The sequence below is a fragment of the Thalassotalea coralli genome, assembly GCF_055786205.1.
The window spans coordinates 231,081-248,961 of sequence record NZ_JBVVBK010000004.1 but is presented as its reverse complement, the minus strand read 5'-3'; the positions used below and the strand labels follow the sequence as shown (position 1 = coordinate 248,961).

General features: G+C 39.3%; 14 protein-coding genes. 9 read left to right on the top strand and 5 right to left on the bottom strand.

Features of this window, described 5'->3' with window-relative positions:
• Nucleotide 1: 1 nt before the first annotated feature.
• The gene (locus ACOB80_RS12100) at nt 2–2,239 is read right to left on the bottom strand and encodes an ABC transporter permease subunit (RefSeq protein WP_473166093.1); all 2,238 of its coding nucleotides are present in this window, start codon (nt 2,237–2,239) and stop codon (nt 2–4) included.
• 198 nt (nt 2,240–2,437) lie between these two features.
• Between ACOB80_RS12100 and ACOB80_RS12095 the strand changes: the two genes are divergently transcribed.
• The gene (locus ACOB80_RS12095) at nt 2,438–2,878 is read left to right on the top strand and encodes a CBS domain-containing protein (protein WP_473166092.1); all 441 of its coding nucleotides are present in this window, start codon (nt 2,438–2,440) and stop codon (nt 2,876–2,878) included.
• A 37-nt stretch (nt 2,879–2,915) separates the two neighbouring features.
• On the opposite strand, the gene ACOB80_RS12090 is transcribed toward ACOB80_RS12095, so the two are convergent.
• Complete coding sequence (locus ACOB80_RS12090) at nt 2,916–4,454, bottom strand: protein adenylyltransferase SelO (protein WP_473166091.1); 1,539 nt, start codon at nt 4,452–4,454, stop codon at nt 2,916–2,918.
• 262 nt (nt 4,455–4,716) lie between these two features.
• Between ACOB80_RS12090 and ACOB80_RS12085 the strand changes: the two genes are divergently transcribed.
• The 8 genes from ACOB80_RS12085 (at nt 4,717) to ACOB80_RS12050 (ending at nt 14,957) form a co-directional block, all read left to right on the top strand.
• The gene (locus ACOB80_RS12085) at nt 4,717–6,570 is read left to right on the top strand and encodes a CIA30 family protein (RefSeq protein WP_473166090.1); all 1,854 of its coding nucleotides are present in this window, start codon (nt 4,717–4,719) and stop codon (nt 6,568–6,570) included.
• 152 nt (nt 6,571–6,722) lie between these two features.
• Nucleotides 6,723–7,640 (top strand): sensor histidine kinase, encoded by a 918-nt coding sequence (locus ACOB80_RS12080; RefSeq protein WP_473166089.1) that lies wholly within the window; start codon nt 6,723–6,725, stop codon nt 7,638–7,640.
• Complete coding sequence (locus tag ACOB80_RS12075) at nt 7,637–8,413, top strand: LytR/AlgR family response regulator transcription factor (protein ID WP_473166088.1); 777 nt, start codon at nt 7,637–7,639, stop codon at nt 8,411–8,413. Before ACOB80_RS12080 ends, ACOB80_RS12075 begins: the two co-directional genes overlap by 4 nt.
• Nucleotides 8,414–8,501: 88 nt before the next feature.
• Complete coding sequence (gene ettA, locus ACOB80_RS12070; protein ID WP_473166087.1) at nt 8,502–10,184, top strand: energy-dependent translational throttle protein EttA; 1,683 nt, start codon at nt 8,502–8,504, stop codon at nt 10,182–10,184.
• Nucleotides 10,185–10,298: 114 nt separating this feature from the next.
• Nucleotides 10,299–10,661, top strand: a complete 363-nt coding sequence (locus tag ACOB80_RS12065) for a PilZ domain-containing protein (RefSeq protein ID WP_473166086.1) — start codon at nt 10,299–10,301, stop codon at nt 10,659–10,661.
• 33 nt (nt 10,662–10,694) lie between these two features.
• On the top strand, nt 10,695–11,195 hold the full coding sequence (locus tag ACOB80_RS12060; RefSeq protein WP_473166085.1) for a glycine cleavage system transcriptional repressor: 501 nt from the start codon (nt 10,695–10,697) through the stop codon (nt 11,193–11,195).
• Nucleotides 11,196–11,304: 109 nt separating this feature from the next.
• Nucleotides 11,305–13,428 carry a polyphosphate kinase 1 gene (gene ppk1, locus ACOB80_RS12055; protein ID WP_473166084.1) on the top strand — a complete coding sequence of 708 codons (2,124 nt, stop codon included), beginning with the start codon at nt 11,305–11,307 and terminating at the stop codon, nt 13,426–13,428.
• A gap of 8 nt (nt 13,429–13,436) precedes the next feature.
• The gene (locus tag ACOB80_RS12050; protein ID WP_473166083.1) at nt 13,437–14,957 is read left to right on the top strand and encodes a Ppx/GppA phosphatase family protein; all 1,521 of its coding nucleotides are present in this window, start codon (nt 13,437–13,439) and stop codon (nt 14,955–14,957) included.
• A 69-nt stretch (nt 14,958–15,026) separates the two neighbouring features.
• On the opposite strand, the gene ACOB80_RS12045 is transcribed toward ACOB80_RS12050, so the two are convergent.
• From ACOB80_RS12045 to phoR, 3 genes are all read right to left on the bottom strand, one after another.
• Nucleotides 15,027–15,206: a hypothetical protein gene (locus ACOB80_RS12045; RefSeq protein ID WP_473166082.1), complete on the bottom strand. Its 180-nt coding sequence runs from the start codon at nt 15,204–15,206 to the stop codon at nt 15,027–15,029.
• A gap of 201 nt (nt 15,207–15,407) precedes the next feature.
• On the bottom strand, nt 15,408–16,370 hold the full coding sequence (locus tag ACOB80_RS12040) for a PstS family phosphate ABC transporter substrate-binding protein (RefSeq protein WP_473166081.1): 963 nt from the start codon (nt 16,368–16,370) through the stop codon (nt 15,408–15,410).
• Between the two features lie 200 nt (nt 16,371–16,570).
• Nucleotides 16,571–17,881, bottom strand: a complete 1,311-nt coding sequence (gene phoR / locus ACOB80_RS12035; RefSeq protein ID WP_473166080.1) for a phosphate regulon sensor histidine kinase PhoR — start codon at nt 17,879–17,881, stop codon at nt 16,571–16,573.

Sequence of the window (17,881 nt, the reverse complement as noted above, 5' to 3'; positions counted from 1 at the left end):
CTTATAACGAACTATACTTTTCACGCAGACGCTGACGTACAAACTCAGCAAGCGTGTTAAAGACGAAAGTAAAGACAAAGAGTACAAATGCCGCTAAGAATAAGATGCGGTAATGAGAACTACCGACTTCAGATTCTGGCATTTCAACGGCAATGTTTGCCGATAATGTACGCATCCCTTGGAAAATACTCCAATCAACAATAGGTGTATTACCAGTTGCCATTAATACGATCATAGTTTCACCTACTGCGCGGCCTAAGCCCATCATTACCGCAGAGAAAATACCTGGGCTAGCTGTCAATAGCACAACTTTAGTTAAAGTTTGCCATTGCGTAGCACCTAGCGCTAAAGAGCCGCTAGTTAAGTGCTTAGGTACACTGAAAATCGCATCTTCTGCCATTGAGAAAATAGTAGGAATAACCGCAAAGCCCATCGCGATGCCTACAACTAAAGCGTTACGTTGGTCGAAATCAATGCCCAAATCGTTAGTAATAAACTGACGAACGTCACCACCGAAGAAAGTTACTTCCATCCAAGGAGATAATGAGAATGACAACAAAGATGCACCGATTAACATAGGTACTAATAACAATGGTGCTAACGTTTCAGGTAAACGACCTTTAATTTGTTTAGGTAATTTGTACCAACCATATGCGGTAATAAATACGGTAATAGGTAAGAGTACAAGCAACAGTGCTATCGCAGGTAAGTTCTCTTCAATAATTGGTGCTAACCAAAGACCAGCTAAGAAGCCTAGAATTACCGTAGGTAATGCTTCCATAATTTCAATGGTTGGCTTAACTTTCTTACGAAGCGCAGGCGTCATAAAATATGCTGTATAAATCGCTGCAGCTAATGCAATTGGCACAGCAAATAACATAGCGTAAAGCGCCGCTTTCATCGTACCGAAAGAAATAGGTACTAATGAGAACTTAGCTTCAAAGTCATCAGAACCAGACGTTGATTGCCAAATATAATCTGGCTCAGGGTAACCTTCGTACCAAACTTCTTGCCATAGAGCAGACCAAGTCACTTCTGGGTGCTCGTTTTCAACAGAAAACAAAGAAAGCTTGCTGTTTTCTAAAATGAGTAAGCCATCAGCACGTGGAGAGATAACAAAAGATTCCGGCACCTTATTTACCAACTGACCACGCCATAAATCGTTGTCACTTGTTGTGTAAAAAGAGCCCATTTCACCAGATTTAGTAACCGTGTAGAAATTCTTACGGAACTGCTCAGTGTATATTTTTGCGACCGCTTCGGTATCACTCACTTTAAACGAGCGAATTTGTTTAAATTCACGACCGTTTTCTGTCGCTACTTCAAACCACTGGCTAACAACACCGTTACTGTCACCTAATAGCACTGAGCTACCACCTGACAACAGTGCCATGCTAGTAATGTGACTTGGTGTGCTTCTGTTTTGACCTAACTGAGGAATAATTGTCGCTTTTAATTCAACGCTATATTCATCCGTTAAATCAAATACAAATACTTGATCTTGGCTACGAACAAATGCCATTGCCAAATCAGGCGTCACTAATACATTATCGACACGATTAGTTGGCAATTCGATATCTTGATATTCAATTTCAAATTCAGGGTCGTAAGAAAAATCATCTTCGGCAATTAAGTTGGTTTTGATTAGACGACCGTCAGCGGTATATGCTACAAAAACGGCGCGCTCATCATTCATTGCAAAACTAATATGCTCAAATGACTCACCTTGCTCATCAACAGCAATAAACTCTTCACCTAACGGGTAAGTAATATTAGGTACAATTTGACGAGAGCCTGTTTCGTATAGCGCCTGAAACTTAGGTGCAACTAATTTCACATCACCTGAATCTGTGATCAATAATTTCTGATCACCGTCTAGATTTACAACTTTGTCTAAATTGTTATCTTGTAAGTTAAGTGAAAATACTTGTTCGCCTATCTTGCCATCTTGACTGTTTTTCAGCGCGAAATAATTAATGCTGCTGTCGTTATTAATAACGTAGGCAAGTTCTTGTAACTCATCTACGCCGGACGCAAGCACGTTTTCAGCGTTACTGATTTCAAAAGATTGAGCTTCTTCAATATGTGCCGATTCAAATACCGGCTTAATCACATAAAGAAGATATAGAAAAATAAGCACTAGGGTAAATAGAACACTGACGCCACCCAGTGTTATTAACCAGCGCGCTAACGAGTTTTTCAGGTGGCGAGTACCAGCTGATTTCAACGCAATCGTCACTAAAAATACCTTTAAATATAGTGGTGGAATTTTAACTGCGGCGATTATAAGACAGTTTTGTGACACTTTTGTGACAGACTGTCATCATTCGGAAGATAAACTAATAAACACATAAATATCACTGCGTTACGTTGTACATTTCTTTTTAAGCTATTATGGTATTACAGTAAGGAATCAACAGAATAAGAGGAAGCGCGTATGAGTATTGAGAAAATAATGTCTAAAAATATTATCACACTCAATATTGACGATAATTTAGGCGATGCTAAGCGCGCCTTTGATAAGTACCCTATTCACCACTTACTCATATTAAATAACAAAGAGCTCACTGGAGTTTTCACCGACCGTGACCTTTATAAACAGTTGAGTCCCACCATAGACACCCGTAATGAAACGCCGCGTGACGCCACGTTACTTAGAAAAAAAGTAAACATTTACATGAGTCGAGAGTTAATTACTGCAACACTGAACACCAGTTTAAACGAGGCAGTATTACTATTTTATGACAACAGGATATCGTGTTTACCTATAGTGAATGATAACTTCGAGCCCATTGGCATAATTACTTGGCGAGATATTATTCGCATCATCGCTCTCCAATACCGGCAGAAATTAAGACAAGCTTTAGATAAAGATTAAGCCAAAGTAACTGCTGAGTTATTTTGGCTATTCTGGTTTAAGAGCTACAGGACAACATCGAACAACCTGCTTTGTTTTTTGCCCAATCTGGTCGCTTTTGGTAAAGGTGTTTGTAAGTGTCTTTATATTCATAAGGAGATTTTAACGCCTCCGCTAACTCTTGAAGTAATTGATAATCACCTTGATGAGCTGCATCATTTGCTTGTTGTGTTAAGTAATTTCTCAACACGAAACAAGGGTTAACCTTGTTCATCGCCTCTTTTCTCAATTGAATATCGCTTTCTTGCCACGATACTTGTGCTGAATAATCTTTTAACCAGTCTTGCCAATGACCCCAGCTATCATCACTTACTTCTTGATAAAAACAAGAAGCAAAGTGTTCACGCCAGACATAATCCTGTTTAGGCATATCAGCCAGCAATCGATAGAAAATGGTCATATCAGCTTGGTCCACCGTCATGAGGCGCTCAAGCTGCAAAAACAATTCATGTTGCTTTTTACCGTTACCTACTATGCCACATTTGCTCGCCATCATTTGCTGCCACTTAGCTTCATACTGCACCGCAAAATCCGACAAAACCTGATTAAGTGGCTCTGCTTCTTCAATTAACGGGTAAATAGCATTCGCTAATTGAAATAAGTTCCACTGGAAAATCTCAGGTTGAGCACCAAATGCATAACGCTTTCCTTGGGCATCGGTAGTATTGGGCGTCCAGCCTAAATCAAAATTATCTATCCAACCATAAGGGCCATAATCTATGGTTTCACTTAGCATCGACATGTTGTCGGTATTTAATACACCATGAACAAAGCCAACACGCATCCAATCAATCACTAAATCGCAACTTTGATCAGCTACTTCTTTAAACCATGCTAGATAAGTATCTTTGTTTGGCTCGCCAAGATGTGAAAAGTAATTGTTAATGGCAAAGTCTAGCAATTGCTTCAACAATTCCTTATCACCTCTAGATGCAGGTAATTGAAAAGACCCAAAGCGCAAGAAAGAACGTGACGTTCTACACACAATCGCACCTGGCTCTAGCTCAGGGTTGCCATCATAAAACATATCTCGCATCACTTGATCGCCACTTAGCGATAAACTTAATGCTCGTGTGGTTTTTATACCTAAGTGATACATAGCTTCTGAACACAAATACTCTCGAACAGAGGAACGCAGCACTGCTAACCCGTCACCTTGTCGTGAATAAGGGGTTTTTCCCGCGCCTTTTAACTGCAAGGTTATCGCTGTGCCATCTTTTGCAGCTAACTCACCTAAGTTGATTGCTCTACCATCCCCCAACTGTCCAGCCCAGTTGCCAAATTGATGTCCACCATATGCCAAAGCATACGGTTTACTACCTTCAAATAACAATTGGCCAGTTAATAATTGTGTTTTTTCATGTAGGTCAAAATCCTGAATGGATAATTCTTTTGCTAAGGCTTCATTTAAAAGTAAAAGTTCAGGTGAGGAAAATGATTGTGGCTCAACAAAAGAATAACTCTGTTGAACTTGGCGACAATAGTTCTCATCAACTGGATCAGATTCAAAGTGTTCGGAAAAATTAGCAAACATCATGGTGTGGATAAAACGCACTTTTCATAAAAGGTTGAAAACATTATATCGAGTGTTACGCGGAAATACTGCTAGAAAGATCACTCTGCTTAGCGGCGATAACGTTAAAAAGAATAGGTCGATACCACCTCCTATATTGATATTTCTATAAAGATTGTCGGTTCAAACAAGAATATTGTCGATTCATCCACTTTCAACCGACAAAGGATAAATGCGCCCTTACACTCCCCTTAACATTTTGATGGACTAAAACCGAGGGCAAAACATGAAACCTTTAATTAAACTTTTAATTGCCGGTGTTGCATTTAGCGCTTTCCACAGTGACGCTACCGATCTTCGCATAGACAATATAAAGCTTTATCAAGCGGATAAGGGCAGCTTTACTGATACGCGTAGTATTTATATTGATAATGGCAAAATCGTTGCTATTACTAGCGAAAAAGATCGTAAAAAACACGCAGATAATGTTCTCAATGCACAAGGAAAGTATGCAATTTCAGGGTTGACTGACTTACATGTACATTTAGGATCTTCCGGCAGTAATTTTACTGAATTCCAATACCTGCCAGTGGAGTCACACTTCAATGCTAATTTATATTTAGGGGTAACAGGTGTAGTCGACTTGTTTTCATTCAAACAAACAATTGATGAAGCCGATGCACTAAAAAAGCAAAAGGTAACGCCAAATCTTTTTTATGCAGGCACCTTATTCACCAACCCTGGTGGTCATGGCACACAGTACGGCGGTAAAGCTTATGTCATTAATAAAGATGAAGATATTCCTACTTTATGGCAAGAGCATTTGGCAACGAAGCCCCATGTAACAAAAGCGGTAATAGAGTCTTTTGGAGGTTACAGCAATACCTTAACCGACAGCCAACTTGCAAAATTAGGCGCCCTATCGAAACAAGCTGGTTTGCCTTTTTTCGTACATGTTTCAACGCTAGATGACGGAAAACGCGCAGTAAAAGCGGGGGCAACCGCGCTAGCCCATGGCATTAACAGTGAAGCGATAGATAAAGAATTTGTCGAGTTAATGGTAAAGCATAACGTGACCTATATCCCCACTTTAGCCGTTTATCACAATCATGCATCAGAAAAAGAACATCAAACATTAAGCCAACAACAAACTCTGTTGCCTGCTTATCATGAGAAGCTTACAGGCTGTTTATTTGATAAAGTTCCCGCACCTAGTCGATGGATGCAAACAGCTTGGGACAATAGAAACCATGCCTATCAAAACTTAAGAAAACTGCACAAAGCTGGCGTTGCTATTGGCACAGGTTCGGATGCAGGTAACCCTTATACATTGCACGGCTTTGGTTTACATAACGAGATTGATGCCCTCGCCCAAGCCGGCTTGAGCAACACCACTATTATTAATGCCTCAACAATTAATGCGGCAAAATTACTTGGCATTGAGCAAAATCAGGGGCAATTAAAAGAAGGTTATATTGCTAACATTGTCATTGTTAACAATAACCCAGTTGATGATATTTCAGCGCTACACCAAGTTAGCCATGTCATTAAAGATGGAGCCTTAATAAACCGCGACGCTTTGGTAACAGCGAATCAGAACATTACGCCACAAGGACAGGCTTGTAACCAAGTTATTGTCGCTCAACACACTGAAAAGCAAATTGATGATTTTACCCATCAAGATAAATGGTCAGCTTTGTCGGATAGCATTATGGGCGGACAATCTTCTGCGCAGGTATCGTTAGAAAACAAAGCACTAATCGTAAACACTCGCTTAGGTAAACCAACAAACTTTGGCGCTTGGGCTGGCACTGAACTTAAATTTGCACAAGCGCATGATGCCTCAAAGTACCAAGGTATTGAAATTACCTACAAAGGCTCAACAGTACCGTTTAGTTTGTCGGTATATCACAGTGACGTTAAAGACTGGGACCATTTTTCGAAGGCACTACCTGCCAGTGAGCAATGGCAAACAGTAAAAATAAGCTTCAATGAGTTAAAACAGTTTGGCTTTGGTACACCCGTTACATGGTCAGCTAAGAATATTACAGGCCTTAATTTTATGTGGCGTAAAATGCCAGGCATACCAAGCGGCAATAGCGACAACCAGTTTTCCCTTAAATCTATCGCTTATTTTTAGCTTCTCATAAAGCGAAGCAAGGTGTAAGTTATTACCTTGCTTTGTTTTTATCTTTTGTTTTACCTGCATAAAAGGACTCACCTAACAAGATGTTAACCAGAAAATTTTTAGTCCAAAGCTTTCTAATCCTGTTAACCATTAACTGTAGTTACATGCTTATTTTGGTACTTGCTGGAGCGGCTAAATTTAACGTTGATAACTGGATTGCCTCCAGCTTTTGGTTTGTCACTTTCTTCTGGTTACCCGTTTGGGGAGCAGCATATTTGATTGCTCGATTAAGAAAATCAGGAATAGAAATAACCATGTTAGAGTGGTTTATTCTTGTAACTTGCATGGCGTTGGGAAATAGCATTACTGACTTGCTAAACCACCACGTTTATCAAATTCCAAGAATGGGCTTATTTGTTATCGCTAATGGTATTTGGTGGGGCTCTATTCTCTATTTTGCTACCCGCTTTTTTGAAAGCAGAAAAAAAATTGCTAAAGAGAAAGCGCATCGAAAACAAGCTCAGTTAGAATCTCTTCGATACCAATTAAACCCTCACTTTATGTTTAACAGCTTAAATACTATTTCTGCCTACATTCACACAAATCCAAACTTGGCAGATGAAGTATTACACGAGCTAGCAGACATTTTAAGGTACTCATTAGATACCGCAGCCAAACAAAGAGTTCCTCTCGAACAAGAGCTCGACATTATTAATAAATACTTAAATATCGAAAAGGCACGATTTGGTGACAACTTAACCATTAATATAGAGATTGATGAGATACTTAAAAATATTTCTGTCCCCCCACTGCTCATTCAACCAGTGATAGAAAATGCTATAAAGCACAATCAATCTCATCAACAATTAACTATTAATCTATCGATAACGTCTGATAATAACAAAATGTATATCGAGATTAGTGATAATGGCGAAGGGTTTCCCGAAGATGTTATCAAGAGAGGGTTTGGTCAAGGCATAGGGATGAAAAATTTGAAAGAACGTGTCGAACAACTCAAACAGGGAAAGATTACTTTGACTAACAAACAAGGCGCAAACGTTACTTTGGAGATGGCGCTGTGAGTCAATCAAACACTAATCAAGCCATTACGCTTTTTTACGCGGAAGATGAAAAGCCTGCGCGAGATAAATTATCACACCAATTAAGTTTACTCGACAATATAGACGTTATCGGCTTTGCCACAACAGGTAAAGAAGCCGTTTGCAGTATCAATGAATTACGCCCAGACATTATTCTGCTTGATATTCAAATGCCAGAACTAGACGGCTTAGATGTAGTTGATTTGTTGGATTACCAGCCAGTTATCATTTATACGACTGCCTACGATCAATATGCAGTATCAGCTTTTGAAAAGTCTTCACTAGACTACCTTTTAAAGCCTTACCCGTTATCTCGCTTAAAAGCCGCAATAGAAAAAGCAGTAGCTGTTGTAAAAAACCAAAGAAAACTAAACGAGCAAGGCACTACACTAGCCCCCGTGTTCACTTCTTCAACGCCAGAATTGAAAAAATTAGTGAGCAAGCAAGGCGATAGAATTTTCTTGCTGTCCCCTTCTGAAATAAAATTCATCAAATCAGAGCAGCGAAGTACACTCGCTTGGCATGAGGGAAAGTTTCTTCATTTAGGAGATACCTTAGATCAACTCGAAGTTCAGCTAGAACAGCAAAACTTTGTTCGAATACACCGCAGTTATATGATTAATTTAGATCATGTAAAAGAGATCCAACGCTACTTCAATGGCAAGCTCATGGTTATTATTAATGACGAAAATAACACTGAATTAAGTACTAGCCGAGCGGGAGCAGATAAATTAAAAGCCCTGTTAAATATTTAATTGTATTTTTTGTGCGGCAATACGTTGCCTAGCGAAGGAACAATAACCTAAAATAGAGAAAAATTTTTCCAATTAAAAGGCATTATTAATGGCTCAACCATTACCTGATAAATTTATCATGTCGATGCACCGCGTTTCTAAAGTGGTGCCACCAAAAAGAACTATCTTAAAAGACATCTCGTTATCATTTTTCCCTGGCGCAAAAATCGGTGTTTTAGGTTTAAATGGCGCGGGTAAATCTACCTTGCTTCGCATTATGGCGGGCGTTGATACTGAATTTGAAGGTGAAGCGAAAGCGTTAGCTGGCACAAACATCGGTTATTTGCCGCAAGAGCCAGAGCTTGATGAAAGCAAAACAGTACGTGAAATTGTTGAAGAAGCGGTTTCTGAAGTTAAAAATGCCATAAAACGTTTAGATGAAGTTTATGCCGCATACGCCGAGCCAGACGCTGATTTTGACGCCCTTGCTAAAGAGCAAGGCGAACTAGAAAACATCATCAATGCGCAAGACGGACACAACATAGATAACGTTTTAGAGCGCGCCGCTGATGCATTACGTCTACCAGATTGGGAACAAAGTATTTCAGTTCTTTCCGGTGGTGAGCGTCGTCGTGTCGCATTATGTCGTTTATTACTTTCTAAACCAGACATGTTGTTACTTGACGAACCAACTAACCATTTAGATGCTGAATCTGTTGCTTGGTTAGAGCGTTTCCTACACGACTACACAGGAACTGTTGTGGCAATTACTCATGACCGTTACTTCTTAGATAATGTAGCTGGCTGGATATTAGAGCTAGACCGCGGCCATGGTATCCCTTGGGAAGGAAACTACTCTTCATGGCTTGAGCAAAAAGATGCGCGTTTGGAGCAAGAAAAACGCTCTGAAAATGCACTTCAAAAAACCATTAAGCAAGAGCTTGAATGGGTTCGTTCAAACCCTAAAGGTCGCCGGGCAAAAAGCAAAGCGCGTATGGCACGTTTTGAAGAGCTTAACAATCAAGAACACCAAAAACGTAACGAAACCAATGAATTATATATTCCACCTGGTCCACGTTTAGGTGACAAAGTACTAGAAGTGAATAACTTAACCAAGAGCTTTGGCGAACGAGTACTTATCGACGATTTGAGCTTCAGTATTCCTAAAGGTGCTATCGTCGGTATTATCGGCGCAAACGGCGCAGGTAAATCAACACTATTTAAAATGTTATCCGGTGCAGAACAGCCAGACTCTGGCTCAGTTGAGCTAGGTGAAACAGTTCAGTTAGCAAGTGTTGATCAGTTCCGTGATGACATGAATGACTCAAATACTGTTTACGAAGAAATTTCTGAAGGCCATGACATTTTAACCATTGGTAACTATGAAACGCCTAGCCGCGCATATTGTAGCCGTTTCAACTTTAAAGGTAATGATCAACAAAAGCGTGTAGGTGAATTGTCTGGTGGTGAGCGCAACCGTGTTCATTTAGCTAAGCTTGTAAAAACGGGTGGTAACTTATTACTTCTGGATGAGCCAACCAATGACCTTGATGTTGAAACTTTACGTGCTTTAGAAGAAGCCTTATTAGAGTTCCCTGGTTGTGCCATGGTAATTTCCCATGACCGCTGGTTCCTAGATAGAATCGCTACTCACATTATCGATTACCGTGACGAAGGCCAAGTAAACTTTTACGAAGGTAACTACAGCGATTATGAAGAATGGCTCAAGAAAACTTATGGCAAAGAAGCCGCAGAACCACACCGCATTAAATACAAACGAATTACCAAGTAACTGGATTTGATTTAAGCTTAATTGTTATAAATTAAAGAAAAAGCACCTTATGGGGTGCTTTTTTTATATTTCACGCTATGCTAAAGGTATAGTTAGTAGCAATTTACGCATTCAATGGAAAACAGACGCCAATTTACTCGTATTCTATTTAAAATAGACGCAAATTTAGTAATAGAAAACGATACTTATCACGTGAATATTCTCGATATATCGTTAAATGGCGCGCTTGTTACTATTCCGTCATGCGGTACTAATTTAAAGAGTAAACTCGGCACCTTGGAGTTTTCTTTGGACGGCGAAGAACAACAAGTGTGTATGCACATAGCCGTTGTCCATCAAGCTGCTAGCGAAATGGGTTTACAATGTAACGCGATAGATATAGACAGCGTTACCCATTTAAGACGCTTAGTAGAATTAAATTTAGGCGACGATAGCCAATTACATAAAGAACTTTCACAACTTACCCACTCTTCTTAATACCTATTATCTCGATAAAACTAAGGAAGTCGTATGAATCATTTAGTACTAACATTTATTGGACCCGATCGCCCAGGCTTAGTCGATACCCTTTCAGATATTGTTTCTCAAGAAAAAGGCAATTGGCAAACCAGTAGCCTGCACCATCTATCAGGCTTTTTTGCTGGCGTTGTTGAAATTGCTGTCGACGATGCTCACACGAATACGTTAAAAGACAAGCTACTAAGTATCCCTGATTTAAATTGCCAACTTGAAGTAGCGACGAATCGCACGGCATCAAATGACGCCAGTTTAGTTTTGGAGCTAACGGCAAACGACAGAGCGGGCATTGTTCAAGAGATATCTTCAGTGATTCACAAACAAGGCGGTAACTTGGTCAAACTCGTGAGTGCCCATGAAGCTGCACCTCATACGGGCCAAGAAGTATTCAAAGCGAAAGCTAGCATTGAAGTTTCAGCATCCAGTGTTGACGACTTAATCACAGCATTAGAAGCCACTGCTGACGACTTAATGGTCGATATTTCAAACGATTAATCATTTATTACATCTTTTATGACAGAAATATGTCAGTTTTCTTATTTCTGTCATAAATCCCTTCTATACTTTTTATTATCTCGTCTAAAAATAAAAACTTATTAAGTAAATGACTGATAAAAAGTTACTTTTCAACAAGGAACTTAGCTGGCTTTCTTTTAACGAACGCGTTTTACAAGAAGCTGGCGACGCAAACGTTCCTCTTATTGAACGAATTCACTTTCTGGGAATTTACTCTGCGAATTTGGATGAATTTTTTCGGGTTCGAGTGGCTAATATTCGCCGTAAGTTGCTTGTTGAAAATGTAACTTCTGATGTAGAAACTGAACAGCAGCAATACTTAGAGCATGTTCTTGAACAAATAACGTTAAAAGTTAATCATTTAACGGATACTTTCAGAAGTTATGCACAAATCGCTTTTTCTGAACTTCGCGAACAAAACATTGACCTATTATTTAACGACGAAAAATCTAAGATATTTAATCGGGTATTAGGCAACGAAGAAAAAACCTTTTTGCAGCTATTTTTCGAAAATCGCGTCATTCGACACATAACACCTATCCTAATTTCGTCAAATACGCAGCTTGTTAACTGCCTTGACGATGATGGCATTTACTTTCTGGTTGCCTTAAAAAAAGCAGACTCAACGCAGTTTGCCTTGATGGAAATTCCTCGAGAAGAAGTTAATCGTTTTATTATATTTCCAAAAGAGAAAGGAAATAGTGTTCAACGCGTAGTGTTGCTCGATGACGTTGTACACTACTTTCTGCCTGAAATATTTAGAGACATCATTGAGTTTGATGAACTAGACGCATATTCCATCAAGCTAACTCGCGATGCAGACTATGACTTAAACGATGAGCTTGATCAGAGTTTATTAGACAAAATGTCTAAGGGCCTAAAGCAGCGCTTAACTGCTGAGCCTGTGCGTTTAGGTTATGACAAACGCATGCCTGATTACATGGTAAAGTACTTGAGAAAAGCGCTTAAAATCAAAGATAAAAACAACTTAGTTCCTGGCGTTAGGTATCGACATTTTAAAGACTTTATCAGCTTCCCTAATCTAGGTAGTAGCGAGTTAGAAAAAGAAGAGCTGCCAGCATTAGATTCTGCGCGTTTTACTCAGAAAAACCTTTCATTTGATGCCATCAGCGAAGGTGATGTGCTTGTTTATTACCCATATCACAAATTTAGACACTTTACTGAATTTGTCAGACAAGCATCTTACGACCCTTTAGTGACCACGATTAAAATCAATATTTATCGCGTGGCAAAAAAATCAGAGATTATTCACTCATTAATCGAAGCGGTTAAAAATGGTAAGCAAGTCACTGTAGTGGTTGAATTAAGAGCGCGCTTTGATGAAGAAGCTAATATCGAGTGGGCTCGCCGAATGAAAGATGCTGGCGTTCGCGTTGAATTTGGTATTGATACATTAAAAATTCACTCCAAGTTATGTTTGGTAACACGCTTAGAAAATGAGAAGCTTGTTCGTTATGCACACATTGGAACCGGTAACTTTCACGAGAAAAATGCTCGTATCTATACCGATTTTTCTTTGTTCACTAAACACAAAGAGATTGCCCAAGAAGTAGATAACGTATTTTCATTTATTTCTCATAGTTATAAACGCTTTAGGTTTAACCATTTAATTGTTTCACCGCTCACTTCAAGACGAAGACTGTATCAGCTAATTGATAATGAAATAGCCCATGCCGAACAAGGAAATAAAGGCAAAATAACACTTAAAGTAAACAACTTAGTAGATGTTGGCTTAATCAATAGGCTCTATGGCGCTAGCCAAGCTGGTGTTGAAATTAAACTGATTATCAGAGGCATGTGTGCACTCATTCCTGGTCAACCAGATATTAGCGAAAACATTACAGCCATTTCGATTGTCGACCAATTTTTAGAGCACCCTAGGGTGATGATATTCCACAATAATGGCGAAGATAATGTCTATATTAGTTCAGCCGATTGGATGGAAAGAAATATAGACCAGCGCGTTGAAGTGACTTGCCCTATTTATGATCCTACCCTCAAAAAACGCATCATTGATATTATCGATATTCAATTGAAAGATAATCAAAAAGCACGCGTTATTGATAGTGAACAAGTAAATGAATATGTAAAAGTTGGACGCAAAAAACCTGTACGTTCGCAAATTGCCATTTATAATTATTTGGAAGAACAGGAAAAAAATGACAAACTGCTTCTATCCAAGGAGCACTAATTTGCCGTATGACAGCACAAAATATAGATAGCCATGAACAACCCGAGTATTTAGCCGCACTTGACCTTGGTTCAAACAGCTTTCATTTTGTGCTTGCTCGTATGATTGATGATCAACTGCAAGTACTGCATTCAGAAAAGTATCGTGTTCGCTTGGCAGATGGCTTAGACGAAAACAATATGCTGTCTGATGAAGCTATTGAGCGTGGTATACACGTGCTCGATAAGCTTACAACCAGTACGCAGCACTTAGACAAAGCTTACCTGCGCGCGGTAGCAACCTTTACCCTTAGGCAGGCAAAGAATGCCTCTGCCTTTTTGAACGCTGCGGCCAAAGTATGCCCTTTTAATATCGAAATTATTTCGGGTCATGAAGAAGCACGGTTGATCTACCAAGGCGTTGCCCATAACAGACAATACAATGAACAACAGCTTATTATCGATATTGGTGGTGGTAGTACTGAGTGTATTATCGGCCAACAATACAACATTAAACGATTAGACAGTTTAAACATTGGCTGTGTGAGTTATCAAAAACGATATTTCCCTAATGGAAATATTTCTAAAGAAGCATTCGACGACGCAATTTTAAATGCCCAGCATCAGGTCGACGCTATCGCTAAACGTTTTAAGAAAACTGGCTGGAAGCAAGCTATAGGTACGTCAGGTACGATAAAAGCAATTGCTCATATCATCAACGCAGATAGCGATATTATTCATCCTGTCACCTTAAAAGACGTAAAAAATTTAAAGAAAAGATTACTACAATTTACCCACTGCAGTGATATTAGCCTACCAGGATTAAAAGAAAATCGACGCGCTGTCATATGCTCAGGTGTTTCAGTACTCATTGCTGTAATGAAATGCTTAGATATCGATACCATTGAATACTGCCAATACGCACTCAGAGAGGGTGTGCTGTTTGAGCAACTCGAAGATAGAGAACATAAAAATATTCGACAACGCACTATTGAAAGCCTGCAAACGCGTTTCAATATCGATGAACAACAAATGGACCTAGTGCAAAACCTCGCTCTTGATATTTTTAAGCAGGTGCAAGAAGAATGGAAACTTAATAACCCCATTTATCAAGAGATGTTGCTATTTGCCGTTCAATTACATGAACTTGGCGTAGACATTAATCCCTCTGGTTACCAAAAGCATGGGCAGTACATTATCGAACAGGCCGATATGGCAGGCTTTAACCAAGAACAACAGTTTGCATTAGCATGGTTAGTTGGTAATCAGCGAAAAAAAATAACACCGCTCGTAAAAGATAATTGCTACATGTTAAACGCCACAAAACTTGAACGATTGTGTGCGATATTAAGGTTGAGTGTGCTATTGAGTCAGCAAAGATATCAAATGGATGACTTTTTGAATAACGTAAAAGCTAATGGGTCGCAATTAACGCTTACTTTAGAGCCTCAGTGGCTTGAAGAAAGACCGATTATCGATACTGAGCTGTTTTATGAGAAAGAGCAACTACCTAAAGTAAACACGGCACTTAAGCTCGTATTGGCTTCCTAACACGGCTCTTTTTCTTCATTTCTTCATACAGTTAAAGATTAACTGCACAATCAGCATGGCCTTTATAGGTTAAGGTCTACCACAAATCGCCATCCATTCTGCTAACGCTCGCAGATAAGCTTGCAACTCTTCTTGATTTCGAAATTGCTGTGGCCTTTCTGGTGGTGAAGAGCAAGGATTATTTTGAATGGCACTTAGCGCATAATCGCCATTAATTAACACACTTGGCTCCATTGTTTTATTCAACACTTTGCGCACTCACAAATGCTGGAGATAAAAATGATAATAACCCAATTGTAAATTTAACTTTCATACTGGTCTCATTTTAATAAAGTTTTCAGTATAGAAGTTAGCCAATATTTTGCTCAAAAAAGACATTCCAGTTAATTTTATTCAAGCCAAAAAAAAAGCCTGCTAATCGCAGGCTTTTTCGAATTAGGTTTAGTTATATTATAGTAAACCTAACTTTTTAAATTCTTTTTGAACAACTGAAGCAGGAAGTGGAATATAGCCGTCTTTTTCAACAATCTTTTGGCCAGACTTAGACATTACCATTTTCAAGAACTCAGCTTCCATTGGTGAAAGAGGCTTGTTCGGGTGCTTGTTAACGTAAACATATAGGAAGCGAGAAAGTGGGTATTTTTTGTTTACCGCATTTTCCATTGTCGCTTCAACAAAGTTGTCGCCTTTCTTCGCTAAAGGAAGAGCACGAACACCTGATGTTTTGTAACCAATACCTGAGTAACCGATACCGTTTAATGAAGCTGATACTGACTGTACTACAGATGCAGAACCTGGTTGCTCATTTACGCTGTTTTTGAAGTCACCTTTACAAAGTGCTTTCTTTTTGAAGTAACCGTATGTACCAGATACAGAGTTACGACCGTATAGCTGAATGTCTTTACCTTGCCACTCACCATTTAGACCTAAATCACCCCAACGATCTACGTCATCGTTAGCGCCACACTTACGGTTGCTAGAGAAAATAGCGTCTACTTGGTCAATGCGTAAACCTTTGATTGGGTTATCTTTGTGAACAAATACCGCTAAAGCATCGATTGCAACACGAACTGCTGTTGGCTTGTAACCGTAACGCTTTTCAAACGCTTCAATTTCACGAGACTTCATTTTACGGCTCATTGGGCCTAAGTTTGAAGTTGCTTCTGTTAACGCCGGAGGAGCAGTAGAAGAACCAGCAGCTTGAATCTGTACATTTACATTAGGGTATGTACGCTTAAATTCTTCTGCCCAGAATGTCATCATGTTAGCTAACGTATCAGAGCCAACAGAAGAAAGGTTACCTGAAATACCGCTTACTTTTTTGTATTCTGGTAAATCTTTGTCTACAGCTAACGCTGAAAAGCTAACTAAGCTTGCTAAACCTACAACGCCTAAAGCACGTTTGAAACTCATAATAATCTCCAAATGAGTTGTTTTAATAATAAATTTGTGAACACTATATAAAGCTAATATGACAATTATATTTAAGGTATATGACACTTATATGACAACAGTAAAAAAACTGTTATTTTTTATTCATATAAGTGTCATTTATAAAACAAAGAAAAAAGAACTTTATTTTCAAGGGGTTACAAGTTTACATCAGTTAAACACTAAGCAGCATTTAACTGGCGTAGGCTATTAGGTTCGAAATAAATGATAAATTCGCTTCCTTTGCCCCATTGGCTTTCAATGGACAATTCAGCTTGATGATGATTTAGCACATGCTTGACGATCGCCAAACCTAGCCCCGAACCACCGGTATTTCTTGAACGAGATTTGTCGACTCGAAAAAAGCGCTCTGTAATACGATTAACGTGTTCTGGACGAATACCTGGCCCATCATCCTTAACAGAGAACTTTGCTTTGTTACCTTCTTTTTTCCACGCGACGTGAATGTTGCCTCCCTCTGGTGTATAGGCAATCGCATTGGAAATAAGGTTAGAACAGGCACTTTTTAATTCATTATCAACGCCTTCAATTGCCAATTCAGGGTCGATATCGTAGGTAATTGTATGTCCCTTATCTTGGTTCAGCCAATTTGCATCATCCACTAACGCTTGTATAAGCTTTGGCATGTTCACCAGTTGCTTATCTTCTTCATCAATGTTTATTTCAACGCGAGACAAAATGAGCAACTGTTCAACTAAGCGATCCATTCTAGATACTTGTGTTTCCATGGTATCAAACACTTTTAGCCAATAAGGATCAAGCGCATGCTCTGTTCCCTGAACCATTTCAACATAACCACGTACCACGGTTAATGGTGTTTTTAATTCATGTGAAACGTTCGCCACAAAATCACGACGCATTTCTTCAAGGCGATGAATCTTACTTATGTCTCGAGCTAGAAAGAGAACTTGATCGACGCCATAAGACATAAACCTCAGCTCTAGCATCATTTCGCCGTTAATAGGTGAAGGAATATGACAAGGCTGCTCAAAGTTTGCTTCGTCGATATACTTAGCAAATTCAGGAAATCGAATTAGATTATCAATTCGCTGTCCAACATCTCCCGGCCAGCGAATACCTAATATTCGTTGTGCCTTTTTATTTCCCCAAAGAATGGTTAAATCGTCAGACAGTACTAGTGCTGCGTCAGGTAAAGCTTCTGCACCATCACGAAATTGACGAATTTTGTCATTTAGCGCTTTTTGTTTGTTACGATATTGCTTCGTTTGGCGATACAAACCATCATAAATTCTACCCCAAGTTCCAGAGCCCGTTGGAGGAGAAATAGTTTTACTTCGCCAAAGCCACCTCATTAGCTTTATCAAATGATGATAATGCCACGCAATGATGACCAACGAAGAAATAGAAATAAATAGAAATGGCTGGCCAAAAATAGCTCCGGCGACACCACTTACAACTAAAACACTGATCAAGCGAACGATCAGTGCTTTGGCAGACAATCTAAAGTACAT

Bases quoted from the DNA above. Each gene is read 5' to 3' on its own strand.
- ppk1 (WP_473166084.1), top strand. From the start codon at position 11,305: ATGACTGATAAAAAGTTACTTTTCAACAAGGAACTTAGCTGGCTTTCT.
- ettA (WP_473166087.1), top strand. From the start codon at position 8,502: ATGGCTCAACCATTACCTGATAAATTTATCATGTCGATGCACCGCGTT.
- ACOB80_RS12095 (WP_473166092.1), top strand. From the start codon at position 2,438: ATGAGTATTGAGAAAATAATGTCTAAAAATATTATCACACTCAATATT.
- ACOB80_RS12050 (WP_473166083.1), top strand. From the start codon at position 13,437: ATGACAGCACAAAATATAGATAGCCATGAACAACCCGAGTATTTAGCC.
- ACOB80_RS12080 (WP_473166089.1), top strand. From the start codon at position 6,723: ATGCTTATTTTGGTACTTGCTGGAGCGGCTAAATTTAACGTTGATAAC.
- phoR (WP_473166080.1), bottom strand. From the start codon at position 17,881: ATGTACTTTAGATTGTCTGCCAAAGCACTGATCGTTCGCTTGATCAGT.
- ACOB80_RS12090 (WP_473166091.1), bottom strand. From the start codon at position 4,454: ATGATGTTTGCTAATTTTTCCGAACACTTTGAATCTGATCCAGTTGAT.
- ACOB80_RS12060 (WP_473166085.1), top strand. From the start codon at position 10,695: ATGAATCATTTAGTACTAACATTTATTGGACCCGATCGCCCAGGCTTA.
- ACOB80_RS12040 (WP_473166081.1), bottom strand. From the start codon at position 16,370: ATGAGTTTCAAACGTGCTTTAGGCGTTGTAGGTTTAGCAAGCTTAGTT.
- ACOB80_RS12085 (WP_473166090.1), top strand. From the start codon at position 4,717: ATGAAACCTTTAATTAAACTTTTAATTGCCGGTGTTGCATTTAGCGCT.
- ACOB80_RS12065 (WP_473166086.1), top strand. From the start codon at position 10,299: ATGGAAAACAGACGCCAATTTACTCGTATTCTATTTAAAATAGACGCA.